The organism is Stenotrophomonas sp. 115C5 (assembly GCF_056861055.1).
Genome location: NZ_JBSPUQ010000014.1, coordinates 66,259 through 88,650, shown reverse-complemented (window position 1 = coordinate 88,650; position 22,392 = coordinate 66,259). Strand labels below are relative to the sequence as shown.

Below are 22,392 nucleotides of genomic sequence, written 5' to 3'. Positions count from 1 at the left end.
GCATCGCACCTTTACGGGCAGCACGCGCATCGTGTGCCCACCGCGCCACAGGGCGCATTCCGCAAGGTGTTGTATGACCCTCCTGGTGATCCGCCACGCGTCTCCGTCGGCGCCGCGCCCGCAGCTGCCGGCGCAGCTGAGCGGCCATCGCGTGCTGTGCAGCGACTGCGCCAGCCTGTCCGAAGTGCGCCAGTGTCTGTGCCAGCCGCAGGCGCGCTCGGCCGACTGGGTACTGCTGGATGTCGGCGCCGCCGACGAGGCGCAATGGCAGGCCGAAGGTGGCGCGCTGCAGGCGGCGCTGGAACGGCTGCCGGCGCAGTACATCGAGCTGCAGGCGCCCAGCGAGCCCGGCCTGGAGGCACGCCTGCGCCTGCAGCATGGCCCCGCCGCAGTGGTGGTGGACCAGCGCAGCCAGCAGGCCGGTTACCCGTTGTCGCTGGCCATCGTTGGCCGCCGCCTGGCGCAGGAGGGCTGAGCCATGTCGATCTTCATCATCCGCGGCCCGGAGGCGGCCGGTGCGTTGATCCGCACGGCGATGCCACTGCCGGCGCCGGTACTGAAGTCGCTGGTGCATCGCGCGATCGATGCCGGCACCAGCGTGGCGATCCGTGCCTGCGGTTCGGAACAGGAGCTGCTGGATGCGCTGCGCGTGGCTGATCACAGCCGTGGCGAGGTGACGCTGCTTGATCCGGGTGCGTGTGCCAACAGCCTACGCCTGCAGCGCCTGCTGCCCTACCTGCACAACGCCTACGTGGAAGTGCATGACGACGGCGCAGTGGCCGAGCCGTGCCTGCCGGCCGGTGTCGGCCAGCGCCTGGGCATCGCCGCCGGCTATGGCGCGCAGAGCTATGTGCTGGCGCTGGACATCGCACTGGATCACCTGGGACTGGCCGAGCAGGCCAACCGGGTGCACGTGGGGACGTAACGCTGTCTGTAGAGTCGAGCCATGCTCGACTGGCTTTTCCGCCTTTGTAGAGCCGAGCCCATGCTCGGCTGCCTTTCCAGGAAACATCAGCCGAGCATGGGCTCGGCTCTACACAAAGAAAAACGGCGGGGTTTCCCCCGCCGTTTTCGCTTTCTTACTTCAGCCCGCGGAACTTCAGCAGCGGTTCCACCGACGGGTCCTTGCCGCGGAAATCGCGGTACAGGGTCGACAGCTCCACGCTGTTGCCGCGCGAGAGGATCTTGTCGCGGAACTCCTGGCCGTTGGCCGCGGTCAGGCCACCGTGCTCGGTGAACCACTGGTAGGCGTCATGGTCGAGCACTTCGGCCCAGAAGTAGGCGTAGTAACCGGCCGAGTAACCGCCACCCCAGATGTGGTCGAAGTAGGTGGTGCGGTAGCGCGGCGGCACCTGCGGCAGGTCGACCTTGAACTTCTTCAGCGCGCTGGCTTCAAAGGCGCCGACATCCTGCAGCGGCGCATCGGCCTTCTGCGTGTGCCAGGCCAGGTCGAGCAATGCGGCCGACAGGTACTCGGTGGTCGCATAGCCCTGGTTGAAGCTGCGTGCCTTGAGGATCTTGTCGACCAGTTCCTGCGGCATCGCCTCGCCGGTCTTGTAGTGCTTGGCGTAGTTGGCGAACACCTTCGGATCCAGCGCCCAGTGCTCGTTGAACTGCGACGGGAACTCGACGAAATCACGCGAGGTGGCGGTGCCGGCAATCGACGGGTACTTCACGTTCGAGAACATGCCGTGCAGCGCATGGCCGAACTCATGGAACATGGTGGTGACGTCGTCGAAGCTGATCAGCGCAGGCTGGCCGGCGGCCGGCTTGGTGAAGTTGCAGACGTTGTAGACCACCGGCTTGGCACCGGTCAGGCCGTCCTGCTCGACGAACACGTCCATCCAGGCGCCGCCGGACTTGCTGTCACGCTTGAAGTAGTCGGTGTAGAACAGCGCCAGCGAGGTGCCGTCCTTGTCGAACACTTCGTACACCTTCATGTCCGGGTTGTAGGTCGGAATGTCGGTACGCGGCTTGAAGGTGATGCCGTACAGCTGGGTGGCGGCGTAGAAGACGCCGTTCTGCAGCACGTTGTCCAGTTCGAAGTACGGCTTGATCTGCGACTCGTCCAGATCGTACTTGGCCTTGCGCACCTGCTCGGCATAGAAGTCCCAGTCCGAAGCGGCGACCTGGAAGCCGCCCTTCTGCGCGTCGATCACCTTCTGGATCTCGCCGGCTTCGGCACGGGCCTTGGCGGTGGCGGCCGGCACGGTGTCGGTCAGCAGCTTCAGCGCGGCGGCCGGGGTCTTGGCCATCTGGTCGCCCAGCTGGTAGTCGGCGAAGGTGTCGAAGCCGAGCAGCTTGGCCTTCTGCGCACGCAGCTGGGCCAGGCGCTGCACGGTCTGCCGGGTGTCATTGGCATCGCCGCGCTCGGCACGGGTTTCCGAAGCCTTCAGCACGGCGGCACGCTGGTCGCGGTCACTCAGCGAGCCGAGCACCGGCTGCTGGGTGGTGTTCTGCAACGGCAGCAGGAACTTGCCATCCAGCTTGCGCTCCTTCGCTGCGTTGGCGGCGTTGTTGATCGCATCCTCGTCCAGGCCGGCCAGCTTGGCCTTGTCGTCAACGACAACGGCCGCAGCGGCGGTAGCGGCCACCAGACGGGTGTGGAACTGGGTGGAAAGGGTGGTTTCTTCCACGTTGAGCTTGCGCAGGCTCGCCTTGTCGGCGTCGGACAGCTGCGCGCCGGCGCGCACCAGGCCGTCGTAGTAATGCTCGACCAGGCGCTTCTGCACCGGGTCCAGTTCCAGCGTGTCACGCTGGTCGTACAGCGACTTCACGCGCGCGAACAGCTTCGGATCGAGGTTGATCTCGTCCTGGTGCGCGGCCAGCTTCGGCGCCACCTCTTCCTGGATCTTCTGGCGCGCATCGTTGGTGTCGGCCTGGACCAGGCCGAAGAAGATGCGCGACACGCGGTTCAGGGTCTCGCCGCTGCGCTCCATCGCCACGATGGTGTTGTCGAAGGTGGCCGGTTCGCTGCTGTCGGCGATCTTGCGCACGTCGGCCAGGTGCTGGCGCATGCCTTCCTCGAACGCCGGCAGGTAGTCGCTGTCCTTGATCTTGTCGAACTGCGGCGCCTGGAACGGCAGCGTGCTGGCGCTCAGCAGCGGATTGGTGGAGGCTTCGGCCGGCTGCTGGGCCGGGGCTTTCTGGGCATCGGACACGGGGGTGGACTCCTTGCCGGAACAGGCCGCCAGCGCCAGGCTGATGGCGGCGGCCAGGACTACGGTACGCGACATGTAAAACGCTCCTTGGGCAGACGGTACGGGATACCAGCCCTCCACCCTACTCCTGTCGCGCTCGCCCGGCATGTGCCGGACGTGGCGTCTATGCGGCGACCTGCGGCCGGCTCAGACCGTACCGCGGGTCTTGCCCATCCACGGCCGGTAGAACTCACGGATGGCGGCCATGTCGGCGGCGTCATCGCCGCTGGGCGTGAACAGCGGGCCGATGCCGATGGTCTTTTCCGGATAGTGGAAGTACGCGGCCAGGATCGGCACGTCGGCCATCCGGGCGATCTTCAGGAAGCCGGCCTTCCAGTCCTTCACGGCCTTGCGGGTGCCCTCGGGCGTGATGGCGAACCACATCTTCTCGTTGTTGCGCAGCAGGTCCACCGCCTGGCCCACTGTGCCCTGCGGCGAGCTGCGGTCCAGCGGGATCACGCCCAGCTTGTGCAGCAGCGGACCCAGCGGCCACCAGAACAGCGAGGCCTTGCCCAGCACCTTGACCTTCATGCCCAGTGCGATCTTGGCCGCCATGCCCCACAGGCCATCCCAGTTGGACGAATGCGGGGCGATGATGAAGACCAGCCTCGGGATGTCAGGCAGGGTACCGGTCACCTTCCAGCCGCCCATGCGCAGGGTGCAGCGCGCCAGCCAGCGCAGGAAGGCGTTGGGTTTGACCTGCGGCATCTGCGGCGGCACAGCCGGCAGCAACGAAGTCGGGTTGTTCAAGCAATCACTCCCAGTCACGTGATGAGCGCCCGCGCTTGATCTGCGCGCGCCCGCGTTTGGCGTCCAGACGACGCAGTTTCGACCCGAGGGTCGGCTTGGTGGCCTTGCGCGGTTTGGGCACGCTCAGCCCGGCCTGGATGAAGGCCGCCAGCCGATCGCGCGCATCCTCGCGATTGCGATCCTGGGTCCGGAAACGTTGCGCGTCGATGACCAGCACGCCTTCGCCGGTCATGCGCCGGTCACGCCGCGCCAGCAGGCGCATGCGCAACGGTTCGGGCAACGAGGGCGAGTTGGCCACGTCGAAACGTAGTTCCACCGCGGTGGAGACCTTGTTGACGTTCTGGCCACCGGCACCACTGGCACGCACGAACCGCTCGACGATCTCGCCGTCGGGGATTTCAAGCTGCGCGCTGATGGTGACCGGTCCACTGCCCATCCGCGCATTGTAGCGGCAGCCACGTGCCGGAGTGCGGCATCGCGCACCGTATGCCGCCGATCAGGTACCGAACACGCCGCCTTCGCCTTGGCTGCGGGTATGCTGGCCGTCCCATGTACTGCAGGAAGCCCCGCATGACCCGCACCGCACCCGCCCTGCCGTCCCTGCTGCGCCGCGCCGCCCTGCTGCTGGCGCTGGCCGTGGCCAGCGTTCCGGCCCTGGCCGCGCCGCCGACCGATGGCGACATCAACCGCCTGCTGTCCGCGTCACGTGCGCAGAGCATGATCGACACCATGCTGCCGCAGATCGAGGCGATGCAGCAGCAGCAGTTCCAGCAGGTGGCCGCACAGCGCCAGCTCAACGCCCAGCAGCAGGAACAGCTGAAGCGGATCCAGGCGCGGACCAGCCAGACCCTGCGCCAGGCCCTGTCGTGGCAGCAGCTGCGGCCGATGTACGTGGACCTGTACAAGAAGACCTTCAGCAAGGAAGACGTGCTGGCGATGGCCGAGTTCTACGAGAGCGCGGCCGGCCAGAGCCTGCTGGACAAGACCCCGGCCCTGATGCAGAACGTGATGGTGGCGATCCAGGCACGCATGCAGCCGCTGTTTGCGGATCTGCAGAAGGATCTGGAAGCAATCGTCAACGAGCCGGAAAAGAAATAACGGGGTGCGCCGGGCCACGCCCGGGCGCTGGCTGTAGAGCCGAGCCCACGCTCGGCTTACCGCAGCAGCATCAGGCGTCGTCCACCTGCCAGCCGAACAGGTCCAGCACCTTCTGGAACTCGCGGTCCAGCGGCGCACGCACATCCACCGTGCCACCGTCCGGATGCGGGAAGCGCAGGCGCTCGGCGTGCAGCAGCATGCGGTGCACGCCCTGCATGCGGAAGATGCGGTTGTGGCGGCCATCACCGTGGCTGGTGTCGCCGATCATGTGATGCGAGAGATGCTTCAGGTGCCGGCGGATCTGCCGGAAGCGCCCGGTCTGCGGCTGGCAGCGCAGCAGCGCGTAGCGCGAACTGGTGAACTCACCGACCGGCACCGACAGCTCGCCGGTGGCCAAGCGCTGGAAGTCGGTGACCGCCGGCTTCTTCACCGGCTTGCCGGGGCCGCCATCCAGGTCATGGTCGACCTGCCAGGAGAGCTCGGCCGGCCAGCCCCGGCAGACGGTCAGGTAGTCCTTCAGCACCTCGCCGCCCATCAGGGCCTTGCCCAGTGCACTGGCGGTATCGCGGTCGAAGGCCAGCAACAGGCAGCCACTGGTGGCGCGATCCAGCCGGTGGACCAGGAAGATCGGGCGGCCCAGCTGCTCGCGCAGGCGGTCGGCCAGGAAATCGTCTTCGCCACGGGCCAGCTTGCTGTCGTGGACCATCAGCCCGGCAGGCTTGTTGACCACGGCCAGGCGTTCATCCAGGTGCAGCAGCTGCAGGGGCGCGGTGTCGGTCTCGACCGCGGCGAGGGTCTCGGGTTCGGTGCTCACCGCGGGATTATAAAGGCCTGCCTTCTGTAGAGCCGAGCCCACGCTCGGCGGCTCTGCGCGACCGGCAACAGCCTGCCAACCAAGGTTGGCACCTGCCTGTAGAGCAGTCAGGCGCTGCGTACGGCCAACAGCTCCCCATTGCCCACCGGCACCAGGCTGGTGCTGAAGTCCGGATCAGCCTCCAGCAGCGCCCGCAGCGGTTCCATCTGTTCTGCATGCGAGGTGGCGTTGTCCACCACCAGCAGGCCACCCGGGCGCAGCACGCGACGCAACTGCGGCCACCAGCCGGCGTATTGCCCGCGGTCCGAATCGAGGAACAGCAGGTCGACGCTGGCATCCGCGGCCAGCGCCAGCCACGGTCCTGCATCGTCGTGGACCAGCGTGATGCGATCGGCCAGGCCACTGCGCGCGAAGGTGTCACGCGCCATCGCCACCTTGTCCTCCGCGTATTCCAGCGTGGTCACGTGGCCGTCGATGGCGGCGGCAGCCTCGGCCAGCCACAGCGTCGAATAGCCGTTGGAGGTGCCGATCTCCAGCACCCGGCGCGCAGCGCCGAAGCGGACCAGCACGGACAGGAATTCACCTGTCTCCGGCGTGATGTTGAGCATGCGGCGGCCACGCGCGCTTTCGCGGGCGTCGTTGTCTGCGCCGAAGCGGGTCAGTTCGTCCTTGAGTGCCTGCAGCATGGGGCCTACTTCCACCACGCGCGCAGCAGCGCCACTGCGCCGACCGCACCAGACAGCCAGCTCCACGCCGGCACGTCGCCCCAGTACCAGCCCGGTGGCTGCAGCACATACATCAGTGCGGCGATGGCCAGCAGGCCGACGCCGGTGATCGCGCCGACCGCATGCTTCTGCAGGCGCTGCACGCTGGCATCCAGTGCGGCCAGGTCGCGCGAGCGCATCGACAGTTCGTGGCGACCTTCCACCTGCTGGGTCAGCCAGGCATGCACCAGGCGCGGCATGTCCGGCGCGTGGGTCATGATTTCCGGCAGGCGCTTGCCGATCTCGCGTACCACCCGGCGCGGGCTGTAGCGCTCGCGCAGGATCTTCGCCAGCACCGGCTTGGCCACTGCCCAGATGTCGATCTGCGGATCGAGCTGGCGGCCGACGCCTTCGATGTTCAGCAGGGTCTTCTGCAGCAGGATCAGCTGCGGCTGCAGGGTCAGCTGGTAACGCTGCGCCACGCGGAACAGCTTCATCAGCACTTCGGCCAGCGAGATCTGCGACAGCGGACGGGTGAAGTACGGCTCGCACACCGAGCGCACGGCCGCTTCCAGGTCATCGATGCGCACGTTGTCCGGCATCCAGCGCGCCTGCACATGCAGTTCGGCGATACGGCGGTAGTCGCGGTTGAAGATGGCCATGAAGTTCTCGGCCAGGTAGTACTGATCTTCCTGCGAGAGCTGGCCCATGATGCCGAAGTCCAGCGCGATGAAGCGCGGGTTGGCGCGGCGCGCCGGATCGGTGTCGACCCAGATGTTGCCGGCGTGCGCATCGGCATGGAAGAAGTTGTCGCGGAACACCTGGGTGTAGAACACCCGCACGCCCTTGGCGGCCAGCGCCTTGCGGTCGATGCCGGCCTTGTCCAGCGCGGCGATGTCGTCGGACGGAATGCCCCACACGCGCTCCAGCGTCAGCGCGCGCTCGGCGGTGTGGCTCCAGATCACTTCCGGCACGTACAGGTCGTCGCTGTTTTCCCAGAAGCGGCGCAGCACGCTGGCATTGGCGCCTTCGCGCTGCAGGTCCAGCTCGGCGGACAGGGTGTTTTCGACCTCGGCCACCACTTCGCGCGGACGGATCTTGTCGGCGCGCGGATGGGTGCGCTCGACCAGGGCGGCCAGCGAATTGAGCAGGGCGATATCGGCGTCGATCTGCTTCTCGATGCCCGGGCGCAGCACCTTGACCACGACCTGGCGGCCATCGGCCAGCGTAGCCGCGTGCACCTGTGCGATCGAGGCCGAGGCCAGCGGTTCGGTGTCGAAGCTGGCAAATGCCTCGCTGACCGGCAGGCCGAGCGCTTCCTCGACGATGCGACGCGCGGTCTCGCCATCAAACGGCTTGACCCGGTCCTGCAGCAGGGTCAGTTCGTTGGCCACATCCGGCGGGACCAGATCGCGGCGGGTGGACAGGATCTGGCCGAACTTGACGAAGATCGGGCCGAGATCCTGCAGCGCCAGGCGCAGGCGCGCACCGCGCGACTGTGCGGCGATGTCGGCCGAGGCGCGCGGCACGAACGGCTTGGCCAGGCGCAACCAGCGCTCGGCCGGTGTGCCCTGCAGCAGGTCGTCGAGGCGGTAACGCAGGATCACCCGGCCGATGCGGCTGGCGCGCAGCACGGCCTTCATGCGGCACCCCGCAGGCGCTGTACGCGTGCACCCAGTCGCTCGACGTCGTCGCGCAGCACGTCCACGTCATCGTGGAAGGCATCCAGTTCAGCGCGCGGCACTACATCGCGCGATTCCTCGGTGATGAACTCGGCGGCGCTGTGGGCCAGGTCGACCGCGCCCTGGCGCGCGTGCTGCAGGGCGCTGCGCAGGGTGTTGGCGACCTGCACGCCCAGTACCTCGCCGAACACGCTGACGAACGGTTGCTGCCAGTCGGGGTCGAAGCCCTTGGCGAGCTGCTGCAGGCGACGTGCCAGTTCGGCGTCGCCGGCCACGCGCACGCGACCCTTGCTGTTGGTGTCGCCGCGCCGTGCGTTGGCCAGCAGCGGCAGCTGCGCGAGCACGCCGGCCAGGCTGCTGCGCACGGCCAGGTCGGCTTCCTGCGCGTCCACCGGGCCGACCCGCAGCTGGTCGCCGTCGACGCTGATGCGCATGGCCAGCGACGGCGCTTCCAGGGTCAGATCGATATGCCGGCCATCCAGGCTGGTCAGCGCATGGCGGGTATCCGGATCCAGCGCCAGCGCGCGGTTCAGGGCGATCTGCAGGGCGCGGCCAGCGACCGGCTTGAGGGACTTGAGCAGGGAGAGAGCCATGTGTGCATTCTACCTGCGTGGGTGGGGGGCTTGGGCCGGGCTGCCGCCCGGCACCCGCAGAGGCACCGGCCGCTGGCCGGCAAGATCAACATCAAAAGCGGGCTATCCGTGGGATGGCGGGGTGGGTCCGGTTGCGGGGGACGCTGCAAGTACGTCCATGTAAGCTCGGTCGCCGCATCCATGCGGCTCACGCCCCCGCAACCGGACCCACCCCGCCTTCGACAGGTTCCTGCTGCTGTTGGTGGGTGTCGACCTTGGTCGACACGGCAGATCGCCATGCGTGGATGGATTTCTGGTTCATCTGTGCCTCACGCGGAGGGCCGATGAAGGTTCATGCTATGAGGCCACGCAATGCACAGGACATCGCAACACCATGGCACGGACCCGGGTCGGCATCATCTTCGGTGGCAAGTCTTCCGAGCACGAAGTTTCGCTGCAGTCGGCGAAGAACATCCTCGATGCGCTCGATCGCGAGCGCTTCGAGCCGGTGCTGGTCGGTATCGACAAGCAGGGCCAGTGGCATCTGAGCCAACCCGATACCTTCCTGATCAATGCCGATGATCCGTCGCGCATTGCGCTGCATCGGTCCGGTACGTCGCTGGCGGTGCGCCCGGGTGCAGAGCAGGCGCAGCTGCAGCCGTCCGATGCGGCCAGCGCGCTCGGCCAGATCGATGTGGTGCTGCCGATCGTGCACGGGCCGCTGGGCGAGGACGGTGCGCTGCAGGGGCTGCTGCGCATGGCCAACCTGCCCTTCGTCGGCTCGCCGGTACTGGGTTCGGCGGTGGCGATGGACAAGGACGTGACCAAGCGGCTGCTGCGCGACGCCGGACTGCAGGTGGCACCGTGGCTGTGCATCCGTCGCCATCAGGCGGCGGCGGTCGATGTCGATGCGGTGATCGCGCAGCTCGGCCTGCCGCTGTTCGTGAAGCCGGCCAACCAGGGTTCGTCGGTGGGCGTGAGCAAGGTCAAGGATGCGGCGGGCTTCGCCGAGGCACTGGCATTGGCGCTGCGCTACGACCACAAGGTGCTGGTGGAATCGGCGGTGGTCGGCCGCGAGATCGAGTGCGCGGTGCTGGGCAACGAACATCCGCAGGCCAGCCTGTGCGGGGAAGTGGTGGTGCACGACGAGTTCTACGCCTACGACACCAAGTACATCAACGCCGATGGTGCCGAGGTGGTGGTGCCGGCGGATATCGATGCTGCAAGCCAGGCGCGGATCCAGCAGACCGCGCTGCAGGCCTACCAGGCGCTGGAGTGTGCGGGCATGGCGCGCGTGGATGTGTTCCTCACCGCAGACGGTGAGATCGTCATCAACGAGGTCAACACGCTGCCGGGCTTCACCCGCATCAGCATGTACCCGAAGCTGTGGGGCGCCAGCGGTGTGGACTACACCACGCTGATCACGCGGCTGATCGAACTGGCGCTGGAGCGCCATGAAGCCGATCGCGGATTGCACAGCGCCGTGTAGCGGCGCTGTGTGTAGCGTCGAGCCATGCTCGACCCTGGAGATGCAGCCGAGCATGGCTCGGCTCTACAGGAGGCGTGCCGACCAACGGTCGGCACCCACCGGGAAGCGACGTGCCGGCCGGTGACCGGCACGTCCTGCAGGTTCTATCCGCGCTTGCGGAACATCGAGATCACTGCCAGTACCAGGAACACAACGAACAGGATCCAGGCAATGTTGCTGGCAGCACCGGCGATGCCGGAGAAGCCGAGCACGGCGGCGATGATGGCGATGACGAAAAAGATGACGGCGTAATGCAGCATGGCGCTCCTCGCAGATGTCCGGGCCGTTGGATGGCGTGGGTCCATCCTCCCGATCTGGCGGTGTGCAGCCAGTGACGGCGATCTATGCAGCAGATGAAGCCTTCAGCCTGCGCAGCCCTTCCTCGATGCTGACCCGCGGCACGTAGCCGAAGTCGCGGCGTGCCGGCTCCATGCTGTACCAGTGCGGCGTGCACAGCTGCTCGGCCAGGAAGCGGGTCAATGGCGGCTCGCCGCGCAGGCGCAGCAGCGGCCACAGGCGCTCGCAGACCGCACCGATACGGTAGGCGGTCTTGAAGCTGATCGCCTTGTCCACCGTCGGCGCACCCATGGCGGCCAGCAGCTTGTTGACCAGCTCGCGCATCGGCAGCGGCTCACCGTTGGAGATGAAGTAGGCCTTGCCCGCACACGCGGCACCCGGCGCCAATGCCTCGAAAGCGAGGAAGTGCGCGAGCGCGGCATTGTCGATGTAGGTGGTATCGACCTTGTTGCTGCCATCGCCCACCAGGCGCAGGCGACCCTGCCGTGCACGTTCGGCCAGGCGCGGCACCAGCTGCTGGTCGCCCGGACCCCAGATCAGGCGCGGGCGCAGCGCCACCGTCGCCAGCGAGGCGTCGTTGGCGGCCAGCACGCGCTGTTCGGCAATCGCCTTGGTCGCCGCATACGGCGCCTGGAAGTCCTCGCCGTAGGGCACTTCATCCGCGCGCAGGCCTTCCACTGGATGGGTGGCACGGTGCGTCACGCTGGGCGTGGAGGTGTAGACCAAGCGGCTGATGCCATGCGCACGGCAGGCGGCGATCACATTGTCGGTGCCGACCACGTTGGCCTGGTGGTAGCTGTCATAGCTGCCCCAGGCGCCGGCCTTGGCACCGTTGTGGAACACCGCATCGACGCCGGCCACCGCGTGCAGCACCGCCTGCGCATCGGCCAGGTCGCCACGGATCTGGCCCACGCCCATCGCCTGCAGTTCCGGGTAATGGCTGCGGTTGAACGCCAGCACCTGGTGGCCACGCTCGACCAGCCCGCGGCACAGCGCCTGGCCAAGGAAACCACCACCACCGGTGACCAGGATCTTCATGCGCGCTTCTCCAGTTCGGCGCTGGCCCAGACGGCGAGCTTCTCGCGGCCGATCTTGGCGTTGTGACGGATATCGACGGGGAACGCCGGATGCACCAGGAAATGCTGCAGGCCGGCCTCAGGCGTGCGCGCTGCGGCATGCGCACGCAGCGCTTCCTGCAACGCCGGGCTGTCTGCCTGGCCACGCTGCAGTTCCACGCACAGCACCGGCACCTGTGCACCCGGGGCGCCGACACCGACCAGTGCAGTGCGCGCCACCCCGGCCACGGTGTTGAACACCGGCTCGACCTGCTCGGTGTACAGCGGTCCGCGCGCGGTTTCCACGCGCTGCGTCTTGCGTCCGCAGAACCACAGGCGGCCCTGCGCATCGAAGTAACCCACATCGCCCATGCGATGGACCACGCGCGTGCTGCCATCGGCCAGCGTCTCGCGGATCTTCGCTGCCGCCGTCGCCTGCGGGCGGTTGAAGTAGGTGTCGGTGGCGGTCGGCCCGGCTACGGTGATCTCGCCCACCTCGCCGGTGGACAGCACGCGCGCCTGCGACCAGTCCGGCAGCGGCGCGTCATCGATGGCGATGATGCGCACTTCGTTTGGCTCGACCACGCTGCCCACGCAGGTACCGGCACCTGCTTCGGTAGCAGCACGGGTGCGCTCCAGCTCGCGGCCCTCGACCACCGCCACCGGCAGGCACTCGGTGGCGCCATAGGGCGTCCAGAACTGCGCGTCGGCCGGCAGCAGGCTGCGGATGGTGGCGACCACGTCCGGCGGCACCGGCGCACCGGCCGAGGTCACCCGGGTCACCGTCGGCAGCGGCCGCCCATGCTTCGCCAGCACCCGCATCAGCGCCGGCGAGCCGAACAGCTGGGTCACGCCGAAACGCTGGATGGCGTCGTGCAGGCGCGCCGGGTCGGCCTGCGCCGGCCGGGTCGGGTCCATGTCCGGGATCACCGAGGTCAGGCCCAGCGCAGGATCGAACAGCGCGAACGGCGGGAAGGTCGGCAGGTCCACCCCGCCCGCTTCCATGCCGAAGGCGCTGCCCAGCAGCTGGATCTGCCCGACGAAGTGGCGATGGCGGTAGACCACGCCCTTGGGCACGCCGGTGGAGCCGCTGGTGAACAGGATCGCCGCCATGTCCTCACCGTCGGTGGCGGCCAGCATCGCCCCCCCGTTGGCGCCGGCGCGCTCCAGCGCGGCCAGGGTGGTTCCGCCCCAGCCGAGGCGGCGGCCGACGGTCACCAGGCGCGCCGCCGACGGTGCCCAGCGCAGCACCAGCCGCGCCACATGGGCCAGCGGAATGCCGATGAAGGCTTCCGGCTGCGCCTCGTCCAGGCACTGTTTCAGCGCGCGCCTGTCGATGCCCGGGTCGACCAGCACCGGCACCGCGCCCAGCTTGAACAGCGCGAACATCAACAGGAAGAACTCCGGCGAGGGCCGCACCATCACCACCGTGCGCACCCCGCGGCCGATCCCGTAGCCGGCCAGGCCGGCGGCCATGGCGTCGCTGCGGGCGTCCAGCTGGCGGTAATCCAGGGTGACGTCGTAGGCGGCCATGCCGTTGCCGGCGCCCCGGCGGCCGGGGCAGCGGATGGCGATCTGGTCGGGGCGTTCACGCGCCAGTTCAGGCAAACGGGCCGCAATATTGCAGGGTCGGTTCATCCGTTCATTGTCGCCGCTAACGGAATTTCTTGCGCGGCGGCCCACTTCGTGGAAAATCCGCACCCTCGTTCCTGATTCCGACTGCCGCCCGAGGCGGCTTGCCCATGCAACATCCCTGCATGACCTGCGGCGCCTGCTGCACCCAATACCGCGTGGCCTTCCACTGGATGGAATCAGACGAGGTCACCCCCGGTGGCGTGCCACACCAGCTCACCGAGGTGCTGGACCCGCATCGCCTGTGCATGCGCGGCACCCATTCCAAGCCGGTGCGCTGCGTGGCGCTGGATGCGCAGATCGGCGTGTATTCGCGCTGCACCATCCACCCCAACCGGCCCAGCGTGTGCCGTGAGGTGGATGCATCGTGGGAGTACGGCAAGGCCAGCCCGCAGTGCGACAAGGCGCGCATCGCCTATGGCCTGGATCCACTGACGCTGGCCGACTGGCGTTGGCGCGATGACGCCGACAATGATGACGATCATCCGGACGACAACGGCAACAGCCCGTCTTCGCCGCCGCAGGCGCCGGTCGCCGCATAATCCGGTGTGCCGACCAACGGTCGGCACCCACCCATACCTTCCACGTGTGGGTGCCGACCGTTGGTCGGCACACCTCTCAGATCGGGTTCTTGTCCAGGAACGCGCGGATCTCCGGCACCAGCACCTCGTGCTTGTCTTCCAGCACGTAATGCCCGGCATCCTCGAAGGCATGCACCTGGGCCCGCGGCAGCGCGGCCTGGAAGCCCTTCAGGAAGTGGTGGTCGAACACGAAGTCGCGCAGGCCCCAGCCGAGGAAGGCGGGGCGGTCGGCGAACGACGGCAGCGCCTTGCCGGCACGCTCCAGCAGCGACCACGCCCTGTCGGCCGGCGACAGCGGGATGTCCTGCATGAAGCGGATGGTGCTGATGCGGTTGGCGTAGCTGTTGTACGGCGACACGTAGGCGCGGCGCACGTCGGCCGGCATCTTCCGCTCCACGCCCAGCCACGAGGCGCCGGACGAGAATGCGTTGAAGCTGCGGATGATCCACTCGCCGATCTTCCAGTGGCGGCCCAGCGCGATCTGCCACGGCATCTTCTTCGCGGCCGGCATCGGGAAGGCGGCGGTGTTGAGCACCACCAGGCGCTTCACCTGGTCGTGGTGCGACAGCGCCCAGCCGAAGCCGATCATGCCGCCCCAGTCGTGCACGGCCAGGGTCACCGGACCGGTAATGCCCAGGTGCTTCAGCAGCGCATCAAGGTCGTCCACGCGCGACTGCAGCGTGTATTCGTAGCGGCTGTCGTCCGGCTTGTCCGACAGGCCCATGCCGATGTGGTCCGGCACGATGCAGCGGTACGTGTCCGAGAGGCCGGCCACCAGCGTGCGCCAGTAATAGCTCCACGACGGGTTACCGTGCACCATCACCACCACCTCGCCGTCGCGCGGGCCTTCGTCGAGATAGTTCATCGACAGGCCAGGGCGCACTTCGAAGCGCTGCGGGTGGGCGGGGTAACCGGGGAGATCGCGCATGCGGAGCACCTAAGGAGAATCGCGGCGCGGTATAGAGCCGAGCCGATGCTCGGCTGCTCTCCGGTCCGCTGCGGAAGAGCCGCGCTGCGCGCGTGAGCCGAGCATGGCTCGGCTCTACAGGAGGTCGGGCAGCGGGCTGCTTACCAGACCACTTCAGCCATCGAACAGTTCAGGCCCGAGCCGATGCCCAGAAGCGCGATGCGATCGCCCTTCTTCAGCTTGCCCAGCTGCTTGAGCTTGCTCAGCACGATCGGCACCGAGGCCGGGCCGATGTTGCCGTGCTCGCCGAAGATGGTCATGACCTTCTTCGGGTCGATGCCGAAGTTCTTGATGAACGCGGCCGTGTGCGGCTGGCTGACCTGGTGGATCACGAACTGGTCCAGCTCTTCCACGGCCCAGCCGAGTGCAATCTTGGCGGCGCTGAAGGTCTTCTGCGCCAGCTTGATGCCTTCGATCAGCAGCAGGCGGGTATCGGTGACCATGCGGTCCAGGTTGCCCAGGCACAGCTGGTTCCACTCGGTGGCCGAGCGGGTCACGCCGCCCTTGTAGCGCGGGGCGTCCGGCACCAGCTCCGAGCGCGCCATCACCATGGCCGCAGCACCCGAACCGGTGGTCAGCGCCGCCAGCTCGTTGCGGAAATCGTCAGCGGTGACGTCCGGGGCGGTCATGCGCTCCAGGGTCTTCTCGTACACCAGGTTGGCGGTCTCGCCATCCACCACCAGCGCGTAGTCGATATCACCGCGCTCGATCATGCGCGCCGCGATATCCATGCCGTTGATGAAGGCCAGGCAGGCATTGGCGACGTCGAAGGTCATGCATTCGTCGCTGACGCCGAGGTTGCCGGACACGATGGAGGCCGTGGACGGCTCCAGGTAGTCACGGCTGACCGAGGTGTTGACCAGCAGGCCGACCTGGGTCGCGGTGATGCCCGCGTCTTCCAGTGCCTTGCGGCCGGCCATGGTGGCGGCGTCCGACGCCAGCACGCCGTTGTCCCACAGGCGGCGGGCATGGATGCCGGCGATATCGCCGAGCACGTCGGTGCGGATACCGAGGCGATCCAACGTCGGCTGCAGGCGTTCGTTGATTTCCTTGGTCGTCAGCGTATGCGGCGCGTCGACGTGTGCCAGGCCGGCGATCGAGACATTCTTGAAGAGCATCGAGGTTAGCGCCAAGGCTCAGGCAAAAGGGGGCGCTATTCTATAACCCCCGGGCTTTCACCGCATCTTTACGAATTCAGCCTTGCCCGTATGGTGAAGCGTTCAGCGCGGCGGGCACTGGAAGGCGGCGAAGCGCTGGCTGCCATCGGCCGGGGCCGCAGCGGCCTGCACGGCATTGGCGCCGGCGCTCGGGGCCTCGTTGCGGGCCAGGGTTTCCAGCTCTTCCTGCACCCGCAGCGGGTTGCGGTTGTAGAAACCGACCTTGCTCTTCACGGTCACCACCACCTCGCCCTTGGCGATGCAGCCGGCGGGAACCGGGCCTGCCGGCAGCACGCGGGTCGCCTTGCCGGCCGGTTCGATCGGCACCCAGGTACAGGCGGTGACGGTGAGCAGCAGGGAGGAAAGCAGCAGAACGCGCATGGGCAGATCCTGGAAGGGTATGGGGGGGATTCTGCCTGAACAGCCTGAATCGGGGGTAGCCGGTGGGGGACGGATCCCCCGCAGGGCGCTCTGGCCCGTCTTCGGGTCAAGGAGTTGCCGGCCAGCGGCCGGCACTACCGGGGGAGCCGGCCCGCCCCATGGCGGGCCGGGTCTTGCCTTACTTCTTGACCGGGTTGCCTTCGGCATCGATCACCGTCACCTCGCCCAGGTTCAGCGCACGCACGGCCGCTTCGGTCTGCTTGAGGTCACCCACCACCACCCAGGTCAGGGCCTGCGGCTTGATCTCGGCGGCGGCCTGCTGCACCTGTGCCGGGGTCATCGACTCGATCTCGGCCTTGCGGCGCAGCACGTAGTCGTCCGGGCGCTTGAACTGCACGATCGAACCGATGGTCGACGCTACCGCGCTGGCGGTCTCGTAGGCACCGGGCAGGCTCAGGGTCTGGATGTTGCGGATGCGGTTGACCTCGGCGGCGGTGGCCGGCTTGCTGCCATCGGCGAACGCGGCGATTTCCTTGCGCATTTCCGCCATCGCCGGACCGGTCTTGTCGATCTGCACCGGCGCGCTGGCCATCCACGGACGCTGGCCCACCGAGTTGACCGCGCTGCTGCGTGCACCGTACGACCAGTGCTTGTCTTCACGCAGGTTCATGTTCAGGCGCGAGGTGAAGTCACCGCCGATCACGCCGTTGGCGATGTCGAAGCGGGTCGAGCTGGCAGCGCTCGAAGGCGCCACCACCTGGCCGGCGAACAGGTTGGCCTGCACCGCGCCCGGCTGGTCGATCAGGAACACGCGCGGGCCCTTCGGCAGCGCTACGTCGGTGGCCGCCTTCACCTGCGGGGCGTCGCCACTGGCCTTCCAGTCGCCCAGCTGCTTGTCCAGCAGCGGCACGATCTCGGCCAGGGTGGTGTCACCGACCACGATCAGGGTGCCGTTCTGCGGGCGCAGCCAGTCGTGGTGGAAGTCGACCAGGTCTTCGCGGGTCAGGCCATTGATCGCCGCTTCGTCACCGCTGCCGGTGAACGGAATGGCGTACGGGTGGCCCTTCCCGTACAGCAGCGGCGGCAGCACGCGCATCGCGACGGCACCCGGGTTGACCTTCTCCTGCTGGATGCCGGCGATCCAGCTCGCCTTGACCCGGTCGATCTCGCCCTGCTCGAAGCGCGGCTCACGCAGCAGGTCGCGGTACAGCGCCAGCGACGGTGCCAGGTTTTCCTTCAGCGCCGACAGGTCCACGCTCATCGAGTCCAGGCCGGCCGAGGCATCCAGGCTGGCACCCAGCGCGTCGGCGGCATCGGCGAAGGCCAGCGAGCCGAGCTTGCCGGCGCCTTCGGTCATCAGGCTCATGGTGAAGTTGGCGGTGCCCGGCTTGCGGCCCTGGTCGGCGCTGAAGCCGCCCGGGAACTGGTAGCTGAACTGCACCACCGGAATCTCGTGGCGCTCGGCCAGGATCACCTGGGTGCCATTCTTCAGCGTGGCGCGCTGCAGCGCCGGGAACTTCAGCTGCGGGAACTCGCGGGTCTGCGGCACGCCGGCCTTGCGGTCGACCTGCTCGGGCAGGGTGCTGTACTTGGGGTCCACCGCCGGCACGTTGAACGGCTTCGGCGCCTGGCTCGGCTCTTCCTTCAGCGCCACGCGCTCACCCGGTGCGATCACCAGGGTGTGGCTGCCCTTGTCCAGCCACTGCGCGCCCAGCCGGCTCAGATCAGCAGCACTGGCCTTCTCGATGTTGGCCAGCGAGGTGCGGAAGCAGCCCGGGTCGCCGGTGAACACCGCGCACTCGGCCAGTGCGTCGGCCTTGCCGCCGAAGCCACCAATGCGCTCAATGCCGCGGATGAAACCGGCGCGGGCACCGGTCTTGGCGCGCTCCAGCTCGGCCGCGGTCGGGCCCTGCTTGATCAGGCGGTCCAGTTCCTCGTCGATGATCTTCTCGACCTTGGCCGGGTCCTGGCCCTGCTTGACCGTCGCCATGATCACGAAGTTCGAACCCAGCTGCGACGTCGACAGGCCCGACGCGATGCTGTCCACCAGCTTGTCCTGGTGCTGCAGGCGCTGGCTCAGGCGCGAGGACTTGGCACCGCCCAGGACCTGCGCGAACAGTTGCAGCTGATCGACATCGGTGGTGCCGACCTGCGGCACGTTCCAGGCGCGGTAGATGCGCGCCTGCGGCACCTTGTCGGTCATTGTCTCGCGCGTGTCGGCGCTGCGCTTGGCCACGTTCACTGCCGGCTGCGCCATGGTCGGGCCGGCCGGGATGGCGCCGAAGTACTTGCCGACCTTTTCCTTGGCGGTGGCCAGGTCGATGTCGCCGGCCAGCACCAGCACCGCGTTGTTCGGGCCGTACCAGGTGCGGAACCAGGTCTTCACGTCATCCAGCGACGCCGCGTTCAGATCGTTCATCGAACCGATCACGCCGTGGTGGTACGGGTGGCCAACCGGGTACAGCGCCTTGTTGAGCTGGTCCCAGGCCTGGCCGTAGGGCTGGTTCTCGCCCTGGCGCTTCTCGTTCTGCACGACGCCACGCTGCTCGTCCAGCGCCGCCTGGTCGATCGCACCGACCAGATGGCCCATGCGGTCCGATTCCATCCACAGCGCCATGTCCAGCGCGGTGGTCGGCACGTTCTCGAAGTAGTTGGTGCGGTCGGTATTGGTGGTGCCGTTCTGGTTGGTGGCACCGACCTGCTTGAACGGTTCGAAGAATTCGCCGTCGTGGTTTTCGCTGCCCTGGAACATCAGGTGTTCGAACAGGTGCGCGAAGCCGGTACGGCCAGCCGGCTCGTCCTTGCTGCCCACGTGGTACCAGACATTGACCGCGACGATCGGCGCCTTGCGATCGGTATGCACGATCACGCGCAGGCCGTTGGGCAGGGTGAACTGCTCATACGGGATATCGACCTTGGCCGGTGCGGCCGGCTTGGCCGCCAGCGCATGGGAAGGCACAAGCGTGCCCAGGGCGGTGCTGAGGGCGACGGCCAGCAGTGCAGCGCGCGGGCGAAGGGCGAGAGACATATCCGGATCCTTGGTCACATAGGTGAACCCCGATCCTAGCCTGCGCACGCAGCGGCAGGAATCGGCCAGCAGTCACTGGGGGTGTTTGCCCCTGTACCCCATCCGCGGCGCCGATCTGCCCTGCCTGACCCGTCACATGCGCCCGCCAGGAACGTCCGGACAGTGTCCGCGGCGCATCGAATGGACAGGTGTCCGCCCACCGGACACTTTCCGACCCGAACAAAACCCTTGCAAATCAACAACTAAAAGTTGGCACGAGGATTGCTTGGTACTTCCTGCGCCAGGAAGGGCTTCAGACGAAAGCTGACTGAAGACTGAACAAATGCAGGAAATCGAAAATTTTCCTTGCATGCCCAGAATCGGTGTACTACCTTACTACCACACCACTGATCACCAACACTAAACAGGCCCCGTCATGAACGCCAAGACCATTGCCATCGCCATCGCCCTGATTGCCGGCACCGCGGTTGTTTCGTCGGTGCAGGCCTCCGAATCCATCAAGACGCTGTCCACCGTGCAGGTCCGCCCGGCCGCCGACCAGCTGGCCCAGCAGGCCTGGGAACAGGCCAGCGGTATCCCGACCCTGGCCACCGTGGAAGTGCGCCCGAGCGCCGACCAGCTGGCCGAGCGCAACGGCTACGTCGCCACCCCGGTTGCGGCCGCGATGCCGATCACCACCCTGGCCTCGGTGGAAGTGCGCCCGAGCCTGGAACAGCGCGTCGCCCTGGCCGCCGAAATGGAAGCCCAGCGCTACGCCGCGACCCTGGCTGCCGCCGCCACCAACGTCGCCAACTCGGTCATCGTCAACCTGCCGGCCCTGCAGGTGCGTCCGAGCGCCGCCGACCTGCAGGCCCTGGCCACCGAAACCGCCCAGGTCCTGCTGCGCCCGTAAGCGGTGCCGCCCTGCCAGCGCAGGGCGTGCGCCGTAAAGGCAGCCGCCGTCGCAGGTACACTGCGCCGATGAATGCCGCGCCCCAGTTCCACGTGATCCTGTTCCAACCGGAAATCCCGCCCAACACGGGCAATGTGATCCGGCTCTGTGCCAACACCGGCGCGCAGCTGCACCTGGTCGAGCCGCTCGGCTTCGCACTGGAAGACAAGCAGCTCAAGCGCGCCGGCCTGGACTACCACGAGTACTCGCGCCTGCAGGTGCACCCCGACCTGGATGCCGCGCTGGCGCGGATCGCACCAAAGCGGTTGTTCGCCCTGAGTACGCGTGCCAGCGTCCGCTATGACAGCGTGGCGTTCGAAGACGGTGATGCATTCCTGTTCGGCCCCGAAAGCCGCGGCCTGCCGCAGGACGTGCTCGATGCCCTGCCCGATGGCCGCCGCCTGCGCCTGCCGATGCGGCCGGACAACCGCAGCCTCAACCTGTCCAACACCGTTGCCGTGGTGATGTACGAAGCGTGGCGCCAGCACGGCTTCGCCGGCGGCGCGTGAAAGAAACCAGCCGAGCATGGGCTCGGCTCTACACGTACGCTCCTGTAGAGCCGAGCCCGCGCTCGGCTCCCCCGTATCGCGTCCGGAAACCGGATAGCGTCAAAACGCGTTGATGCCGGTCAGCTCACGCCCGATCACCAGCTGGTGCACGGTCTCGGTGCCTTCATAGGTGATCACCGATTCCAGGTTCAACGCATGCCGGATCGCCACATGCTCGGTGGTGATGCCCGCTCCGCCCAGCAGATCGCGACACTCGCGGGCGATGTCGATGGCCATGCGGCAGTTGTTCCACTTGGCCAGGCTGACCTGCTGCGGCTGCAACTGACCGGCTTCCTTCAGGCGGCCCAGCTGCAGCGCCAGCAGCTGCGCGGTGGTGATGCGGCGGGCCATCTCGGCCAGCTTGATCTGCGCGCTCTGCGTGGCCGCCAGTGGACGACCGAACAACACGCGCTCCTTGGCATAGCCCAGCGCTTCATCCAGGCAGGCAATCGCCGCACCGATCGGCCCCCAGCTGATGCCGTAGCGGGCCTGGGTCAGGCAACCCAGCGGTCCCTTCAGGCCCTTCACGTTCGGCAGGCGGTGGCTGTCGGGCACGCGCACGTCGTCGAAGAACAGCGCACCGGTCAGCGACGCGCGCAGGCTCATCTTGTGCTTGATTTCCTGCGTGGTGAAGCCGGCCATGCCCTTCTCCAGCACGAAGCCCTGGATACCGTCCTCGGTCTGCGCCCAGACGATGGCCAGGTCGGCCACCGGGCCGCTGGTGATCCACATCTTGCTGCCGCTGATGCGCCAGTCATTGCCGTCGCGCACCGCGCGGGTCTTCATGCTGGCCGGATCGGAACCGCCGTGCGCTTCAGTCAGGCCGAAACAGCCGATCAGTTCGCCGCGTGCCATCGCCGGCAGCCACTGCTGGCGCTGCTCTTCGCTGCCGTAAGCGTAGATCGGGTACATGCACAGCGAGCTCTGCACCGACACGAAGCTGCGCAGGCCGGAATCGCCGCGCTCCAGCTCCTGGCAGATCAGGCCGTAGCTGACCGCACCGAGGTCGCCACCGCCGTACTGCGCCGGCAGGGTCGCGCCGAGCAGGCCCAGCGCAGCGATCTCCGGCACCAGTTCATCGGGGAAGCGGGCCTGGTCGAAGGCATCACCGATGATCGGCAGCACGCGCTCGTTGGTGAAGCGGGCCACGCTCTCCTGCACTGCGCGCTCTTCCTCGTTGAGCAGGGAACGGACATCGAACAGATCGTACGGATGCAAAGCCATGGCACTCACACGCAGTCAGGACCCGGCCATTGTCGGTCATCCGGGCAGAGCGTGCCGACCAAGGTCGGCACCCACCCGGCTGCGGACGTACGCTGCACTGCAGCAATCATGAGGTGAACATCGCCGATCTAGCTCGATCACGCGCGGCCCGGTACCCTGACACATTCAAACAACCGTTTCGCCCGTGGCCGCACGCGCGATTCCCAGGCACCGCCGGTGGCCCCGATGCCGGCCCTACCCACG

General features: G+C 67.5%; 22 protein-coding genes. 7 read left to right on the top strand and 15 right to left on the bottom strand.

Annotated features, from left to right (window positions below; genetic code table 11):
* Nucleotides 1-73: 73 nt before the first annotated feature.
* Both AC13FN_RS15855 and AC13FN_RS15850 read left to right on the top strand, forming a co-directional pair.
* A complete protein-coding gene (locus AC13FN_RS15855) occupies nucleotides 74-475 on the top strand; it encodes a hypothetical protein (RefSeq protein ID WP_049410017.1) in 402 nt (133 codons plus the stop codon).
* 3 nt (nucleotides 476-478) lie between these two features.
* The gene (locus AC13FN_RS15850; protein ID WP_004153636.1) at nucleotides 479-925 is read left to right on the top strand and encodes a 3-dehydroquinate dehydratase; all 447 of its coding nucleotides are present in this window, start codon (nucleotides 479-481) and stop codon (nucleotides 923-925) included.
* Between the two features lie 154 nt (nucleotides 926-1,079).
* Here the strand turns inward: AC13FN_RS15850 and dcp are convergent, their stop codons facing one another.
* The 3 genes from dcp to arfB form a co-directional block, all read right to left on the bottom strand.
* Nucleotides 1,080-3,236: a peptidyl-dipeptidase Dcp gene (gene dcp, locus AC13FN_RS15845; RefSeq protein ID WP_197579841.1), complete on the bottom strand. Its 2,157-nt coding sequence runs from the start codon at nucleotides 3,234-3,236 to the stop codon at nucleotides 1,080-1,082.
* Nucleotides 3,237-3,347: 111 nt separating this feature from the next.
* The gene (locus AC13FN_RS15840; protein ID WP_224329368.1) at nucleotides 3,348-3,908 is read right to left on the bottom strand and encodes a lysophospholipid acyltransferase family protein; all 561 of its coding nucleotides are present in this window, start codon (nucleotides 3,906-3,908) and stop codon (nucleotides 3,348-3,350) included.
* 46 nt (nucleotides 3,909-3,954) lie between these two features.
* On the bottom strand, nucleotides 3,955-4,386 hold the full coding sequence (gene arfB / locus AC13FN_RS15835; protein ID WP_019337436.1) for an alternative ribosome rescue aminoacyl-tRNA hydrolase ArfB: 432 nt from the start codon (nucleotides 4,384-4,386) through the stop codon (nucleotides 3,955-3,957).
* A 134-nt stretch (nucleotides 4,387-4,520) separates the two neighbouring features.
* Here arfB and AC13FN_RS15830 point away from each other — a divergent pair, with 134 nt between their 5' ends.
* Nucleotides 4,521-5,048: a DUF2059 domain-containing protein gene (locus AC13FN_RS15830; RefSeq protein ID WP_010487093.1), complete on the top strand. Its 528-nt coding sequence runs from the start codon at nucleotides 4,521-4,523 to the stop codon at nucleotides 5,046-5,048.
* A gap of 70 nt (nucleotides 5,049-5,118) precedes the next feature.
* Here AC13FN_RS15830 and AC13FN_RS15825 read toward each other — a convergent pair whose 3' ends face one another.
* The 4 genes from AC13FN_RS15825 to AC13FN_RS15810 all read right to left on the bottom strand — a co-directional run bounded on the left by AC13FN_RS15825 (nucleotide 5,119) and on the right by AC13FN_RS15810 (nucleotide 8,841).
* Nucleotides 5,119-5,862: a pseudouridine synthase gene (locus AC13FN_RS15825; protein ID WP_482984360.1), complete on the bottom strand. Its 744-nt coding sequence runs from the start codon at nucleotides 5,860-5,862 to the stop codon at nucleotides 5,119-5,121.
* 107 nt (nucleotides 5,863-5,969) lie between these two features.
* Nucleotides 5,970-6,548 (bottom strand): O-methyltransferase, encoded by a 579-nt coding sequence (locus tag AC13FN_RS15820; protein WP_010487098.1) that lies wholly within the window; start codon nucleotides 6,546-6,548, stop codon nucleotides 5,970-5,972.
* Nucleotides 6,549-6,553: 5 nt separating this feature from the next.
* Nucleotides 6,554-8,209, bottom strand: coding sequence for a ubiquinone biosynthesis regulatory protein kinase UbiB (ubiB, locus tag AC13FN_RS15815; protein WP_126928908.1), 1,656 nt, complete (start codon nucleotides 8,207-8,209; stop codon nucleotides 6,554-6,556).
* Nucleotides 8,206-8,841, bottom strand: coding sequence for a ubiquinone biosynthesis accessory factor UbiJ (locus tag AC13FN_RS15810; protein WP_071306513.1), 636 nt, complete (start codon nucleotides 8,839-8,841; stop codon nucleotides 8,206-8,208). The genes ubiB and AC13FN_RS15810 overlap by 4 nt, the downstream gene beginning before the upstream one ends.
* Before the next feature lie 373 nt (nucleotides 8,842-9,214).
* Here AC13FN_RS15810 and ddlA point away from each other — a divergent pair, with 373 nt between their 5' ends.
* Nucleotides 9,215-10,309, top strand: coding sequence for a D-alanine--D-alanine ligase (ddlA, locus tag AC13FN_RS15805; protein ID WP_043400715.1), 1,095 nt, complete (start codon nucleotides 9,215-9,217; stop codon nucleotides 10,307-10,309).
* 143 nt (nucleotides 10,310-10,452) lie between these two features.
* Here ddlA and AC13FN_RS15800 read toward each other — a convergent pair whose 3' ends face one another.
* From AC13FN_RS15800 to oleC, 3 genes are all read right to left on the bottom strand, one after another.
* Nucleotides 10,453-10,608, bottom strand: coding sequence for a DUF1328 domain-containing protein (locus tag AC13FN_RS15800; protein WP_004153593.1), 156 nt, complete (start codon nucleotides 10,606-10,608; stop codon nucleotides 10,453-10,455).
* An 82-nt stretch (nucleotides 10,609-10,690) separates the two neighbouring features.
* Entirely contained in the window at nucleotides 10,691-11,683 is a 993-nt protein-coding gene (oleD, locus tag AC13FN_RS15795; protein WP_482984361.1) for a 2-alkyl-3-oxoalkanoate reductase, read from the bottom strand.
* Complete coding sequence (gene oleC / locus AC13FN_RS15790; protein ID WP_049435451.1) at nucleotides 11,680-13,338, bottom strand: olefin beta-lactone synthetase; 1,659 nt, start codon at nucleotides 13,336-13,338, stop codon at nucleotides 11,680-11,682. Before oleC ends, oleD begins: the two co-directional genes overlap by 4 nt.
* A 104-nt stretch (nucleotides 13,339-13,442) precedes the next feature.
* Here oleC and AC13FN_RS15785 point away from each other — a divergent pair, with 104 nt between their 5' ends.
* Entirely contained in the window at nucleotides 13,443-13,874 is a 432-nt protein-coding gene (locus AC13FN_RS15785) for a YkgJ family cysteine cluster protein (RefSeq protein WP_029380125.1), read from the top strand.
* A gap of 76 nt (nucleotides 13,875-13,950) precedes the next feature.
* Here AC13FN_RS15785 and AC13FN_RS15780 read toward each other — a convergent pair whose 3' ends face one another.
* The 4 genes from AC13FN_RS15780 to AC13FN_RS15765 all read right to left on the bottom strand — a co-directional run bounded on the left by AC13FN_RS15780 (nucleotide 13,951) and on the right by AC13FN_RS15765 (nucleotide 19,446).
* Nucleotides 13,951-14,841 (bottom strand): alpha/beta fold hydrolase, encoded by an 891-nt coding sequence (locus tag AC13FN_RS15780; RefSeq protein WP_049435450.1) that lies wholly within the window; start codon nucleotides 14,839-14,841, stop codon nucleotides 13,951-13,953.
* 140 nt (nucleotides 14,842-14,981) lie between these two features.
* Entirely contained in the window at nucleotides 14,982-15,998 is a 1,017-nt protein-coding gene (locus tag AC13FN_RS15775; protein WP_010487115.1) for a 3-oxoacyl-ACP synthase III, read from the bottom strand.
* Between the two features lie 102 nt (nucleotides 15,999-16,100).
* Nucleotides 16,101-16,418, bottom strand: coding sequence for a DUF4156 domain-containing protein (locus AC13FN_RS15770; RefSeq protein WP_005407628.1), 318 nt, complete (start codon nucleotides 16,416-16,418; stop codon nucleotides 16,101-16,103).
* A gap of 178 nt (nucleotides 16,419-16,596) precedes the next feature.
* Nucleotides 16,597-19,446, bottom strand: coding sequence for a M16 family metallopeptidase (locus AC13FN_RS15765; RefSeq protein WP_043400678.1), 2,850 nt, complete (start codon nucleotides 19,444-19,446; stop codon nucleotides 16,597-16,599).
* A gap of 415 nt (nucleotides 19,447-19,861) precedes the next feature.
* Here AC13FN_RS15765 and AC13FN_RS15760 point away from each other — a divergent pair, with 415 nt between their 5' ends.
* Both AC13FN_RS15760 and AC13FN_RS15755 read left to right on the top strand, forming a co-directional pair.
* Nucleotides 19,862-20,338 carry an XAC0231 family protein gene (locus tag AC13FN_RS15760; RefSeq protein ID WP_049435448.1) on the top strand — a complete coding sequence of 159 codons (477 nt, stop codon included), beginning with the start codon at nucleotides 19,862-19,864 and terminating at the stop codon, nucleotides 20,336-20,338.
* A 68-nt stretch (nucleotides 20,339-20,406) separates the two neighbouring features.
* The gene (locus tag AC13FN_RS15755; protein WP_197644811.1) at nucleotides 20,407-20,886 is read left to right on the top strand and encodes a tRNA (cytidine(34)-2'-O)-methyltransferase; all 480 of its coding nucleotides are present in this window, start codon (nucleotides 20,407-20,409) and stop codon (nucleotides 20,884-20,886) included.
* A 99-nt stretch (nucleotides 20,887-20,985) separates the two neighbouring features.
* On the opposite strand, the gene AC13FN_RS15750 is transcribed toward AC13FN_RS15755, so the two are convergent.
* Entirely contained in the window at nucleotides 20,986-22,149 is a 1,164-nt protein-coding gene (locus AC13FN_RS15750; RefSeq protein ID WP_010487123.1) for an acyl-CoA dehydrogenase family protein, read from the bottom strand.
* Between the last annotated feature and the right edge of the window lie 243 nt (nucleotides 22,150-22,392).

Coding starts and splice junctions, on each gene's coding strand:
- AC13FN_RS15750 (WP_010487123.1), bottom strand. CDS start 22,149: ATGGCTTTGCATCCGTACGATCTGTTCGATGTCCGTTCCCTGCTCAAC.
- AC13FN_RS15840 (WP_224329368.1), bottom strand. CDS start 3,908: ATGCCGCAGGTCAAACCCAACGCCTTCCTGCGCTGGCTGGCGCGCTGC.
- oleD (WP_482984361.1), bottom strand. CDS start 11,683: ATGAAGATCCTGGTCACCGGTGGTGGTGGTTTCCTTGGCCAGGCGCTG.
- AC13FN_RS15855 (WP_049410017.1), top strand. CDS start 74: ATGACCCTCCTGGTGATCCGCCACGCGTCTCCGTCGGCGCCGCGCCCG.
- AC13FN_RS15800 (WP_004153593.1), bottom strand. CDS start 10,608: ATGCTGCATTACGCCGTCATCTTTTTCGTCATCGCCATCATCGCCGCC.
- AC13FN_RS15775 (WP_010487115.1), bottom strand. CDS start 15,998: ATGCTCTTCAAGAATGTCTCGATCGCCGGCCTGGCACACGTCGACGCG.
- arfB (WP_019337436.1), bottom strand. CDS start 4,386: ATGGGCAGTGGACCGGTCACCATCAGCGCGCAGCTTGAAATCCCCGAC.
- AC13FN_RS15850 (WP_004153636.1), top strand. CDS start 479: ATGTCGATCTTCATCATCCGCGGCCCGGAGGCGGCCGGTGCGTTGATC.
- AC13FN_RS15760 (WP_049435448.1), top strand. CDS start 19,862: ATGAACGCCAAGACCATTGCCATCGCCATCGCCCTGATTGCCGGCACC.
- ubiB (WP_126928908.1), bottom strand. CDS start 8,209: ATGAAGGCCGTGCTGCGCGCCAGCCGCATCGGCCGGGTGATCCTGCGT.
- AC13FN_RS15830 (WP_010487093.1), top strand. CDS start 4,521: ATGACCCGCACCGCACCCGCCCTGCCGTCCCTGCTGCGCCGCGCCGCC.
- AC13FN_RS15755 (WP_197644811.1), top strand. CDS start 20,407: ATGAATGCCGCGCCCCAGTTCCACGTGATCCTGTTCCAACCGGAAATC.
- AC13FN_RS15785 (WP_029380125.1), top strand. CDS start 13,443: ATGCAACATCCCTGCATGACCTGCGGCGCCTGCTGCACCCAATACCGC.
- AC13FN_RS15810 (WP_071306513.1), bottom strand. CDS start 8,841: ATGGCTCTCTCCCTGCTCAAGTCCCTCAAGCCGGTCGCTGGCCGCGCC.
- dcp (WP_197579841.1), bottom strand. CDS start 3,236: ATGTCGCGTACCGTAGTCCTGGCCGCCGCCATCAGCCTGGCGCTGGCG.
- AC13FN_RS15770 (WP_005407628.1), bottom strand. CDS start 16,418: ATGCGCGTTCTGCTGCTTTCCTCCCTGCTGCTCACCGTCACCGCCTGT.
- AC13FN_RS15765 (WP_043400678.1), bottom strand. CDS start 19,446: ATGTCTCTCGCCCTTCGCCCGCGCGCTGCACTGCTGGCCGTCGCCCTC.
- oleC (WP_049435451.1), bottom strand. CDS start 13,338: ATGAACCGACCCTGCAATATTGCGGCCCGTTTGCCTGAACTGGCGCGT.
- ddlA (WP_043400715.1), top strand. CDS start 9,215: ATGGCACGGACCCGGGTCGGCATCATCTTCGGTGGCAAGTCTTCCGAG.
- AC13FN_RS15820 (WP_010487098.1), bottom strand. CDS start 6,548: ATGCTGCAGGCACTCAAGGACGAACTGACCCGCTTCGGCGCAGACAAC.
- AC13FN_RS15780 (WP_049435450.1), bottom strand. CDS start 14,841: ATGCGCGATCTCCCCGGTTACCCCGCCCACCCGCAGCGCTTCGAAGTG.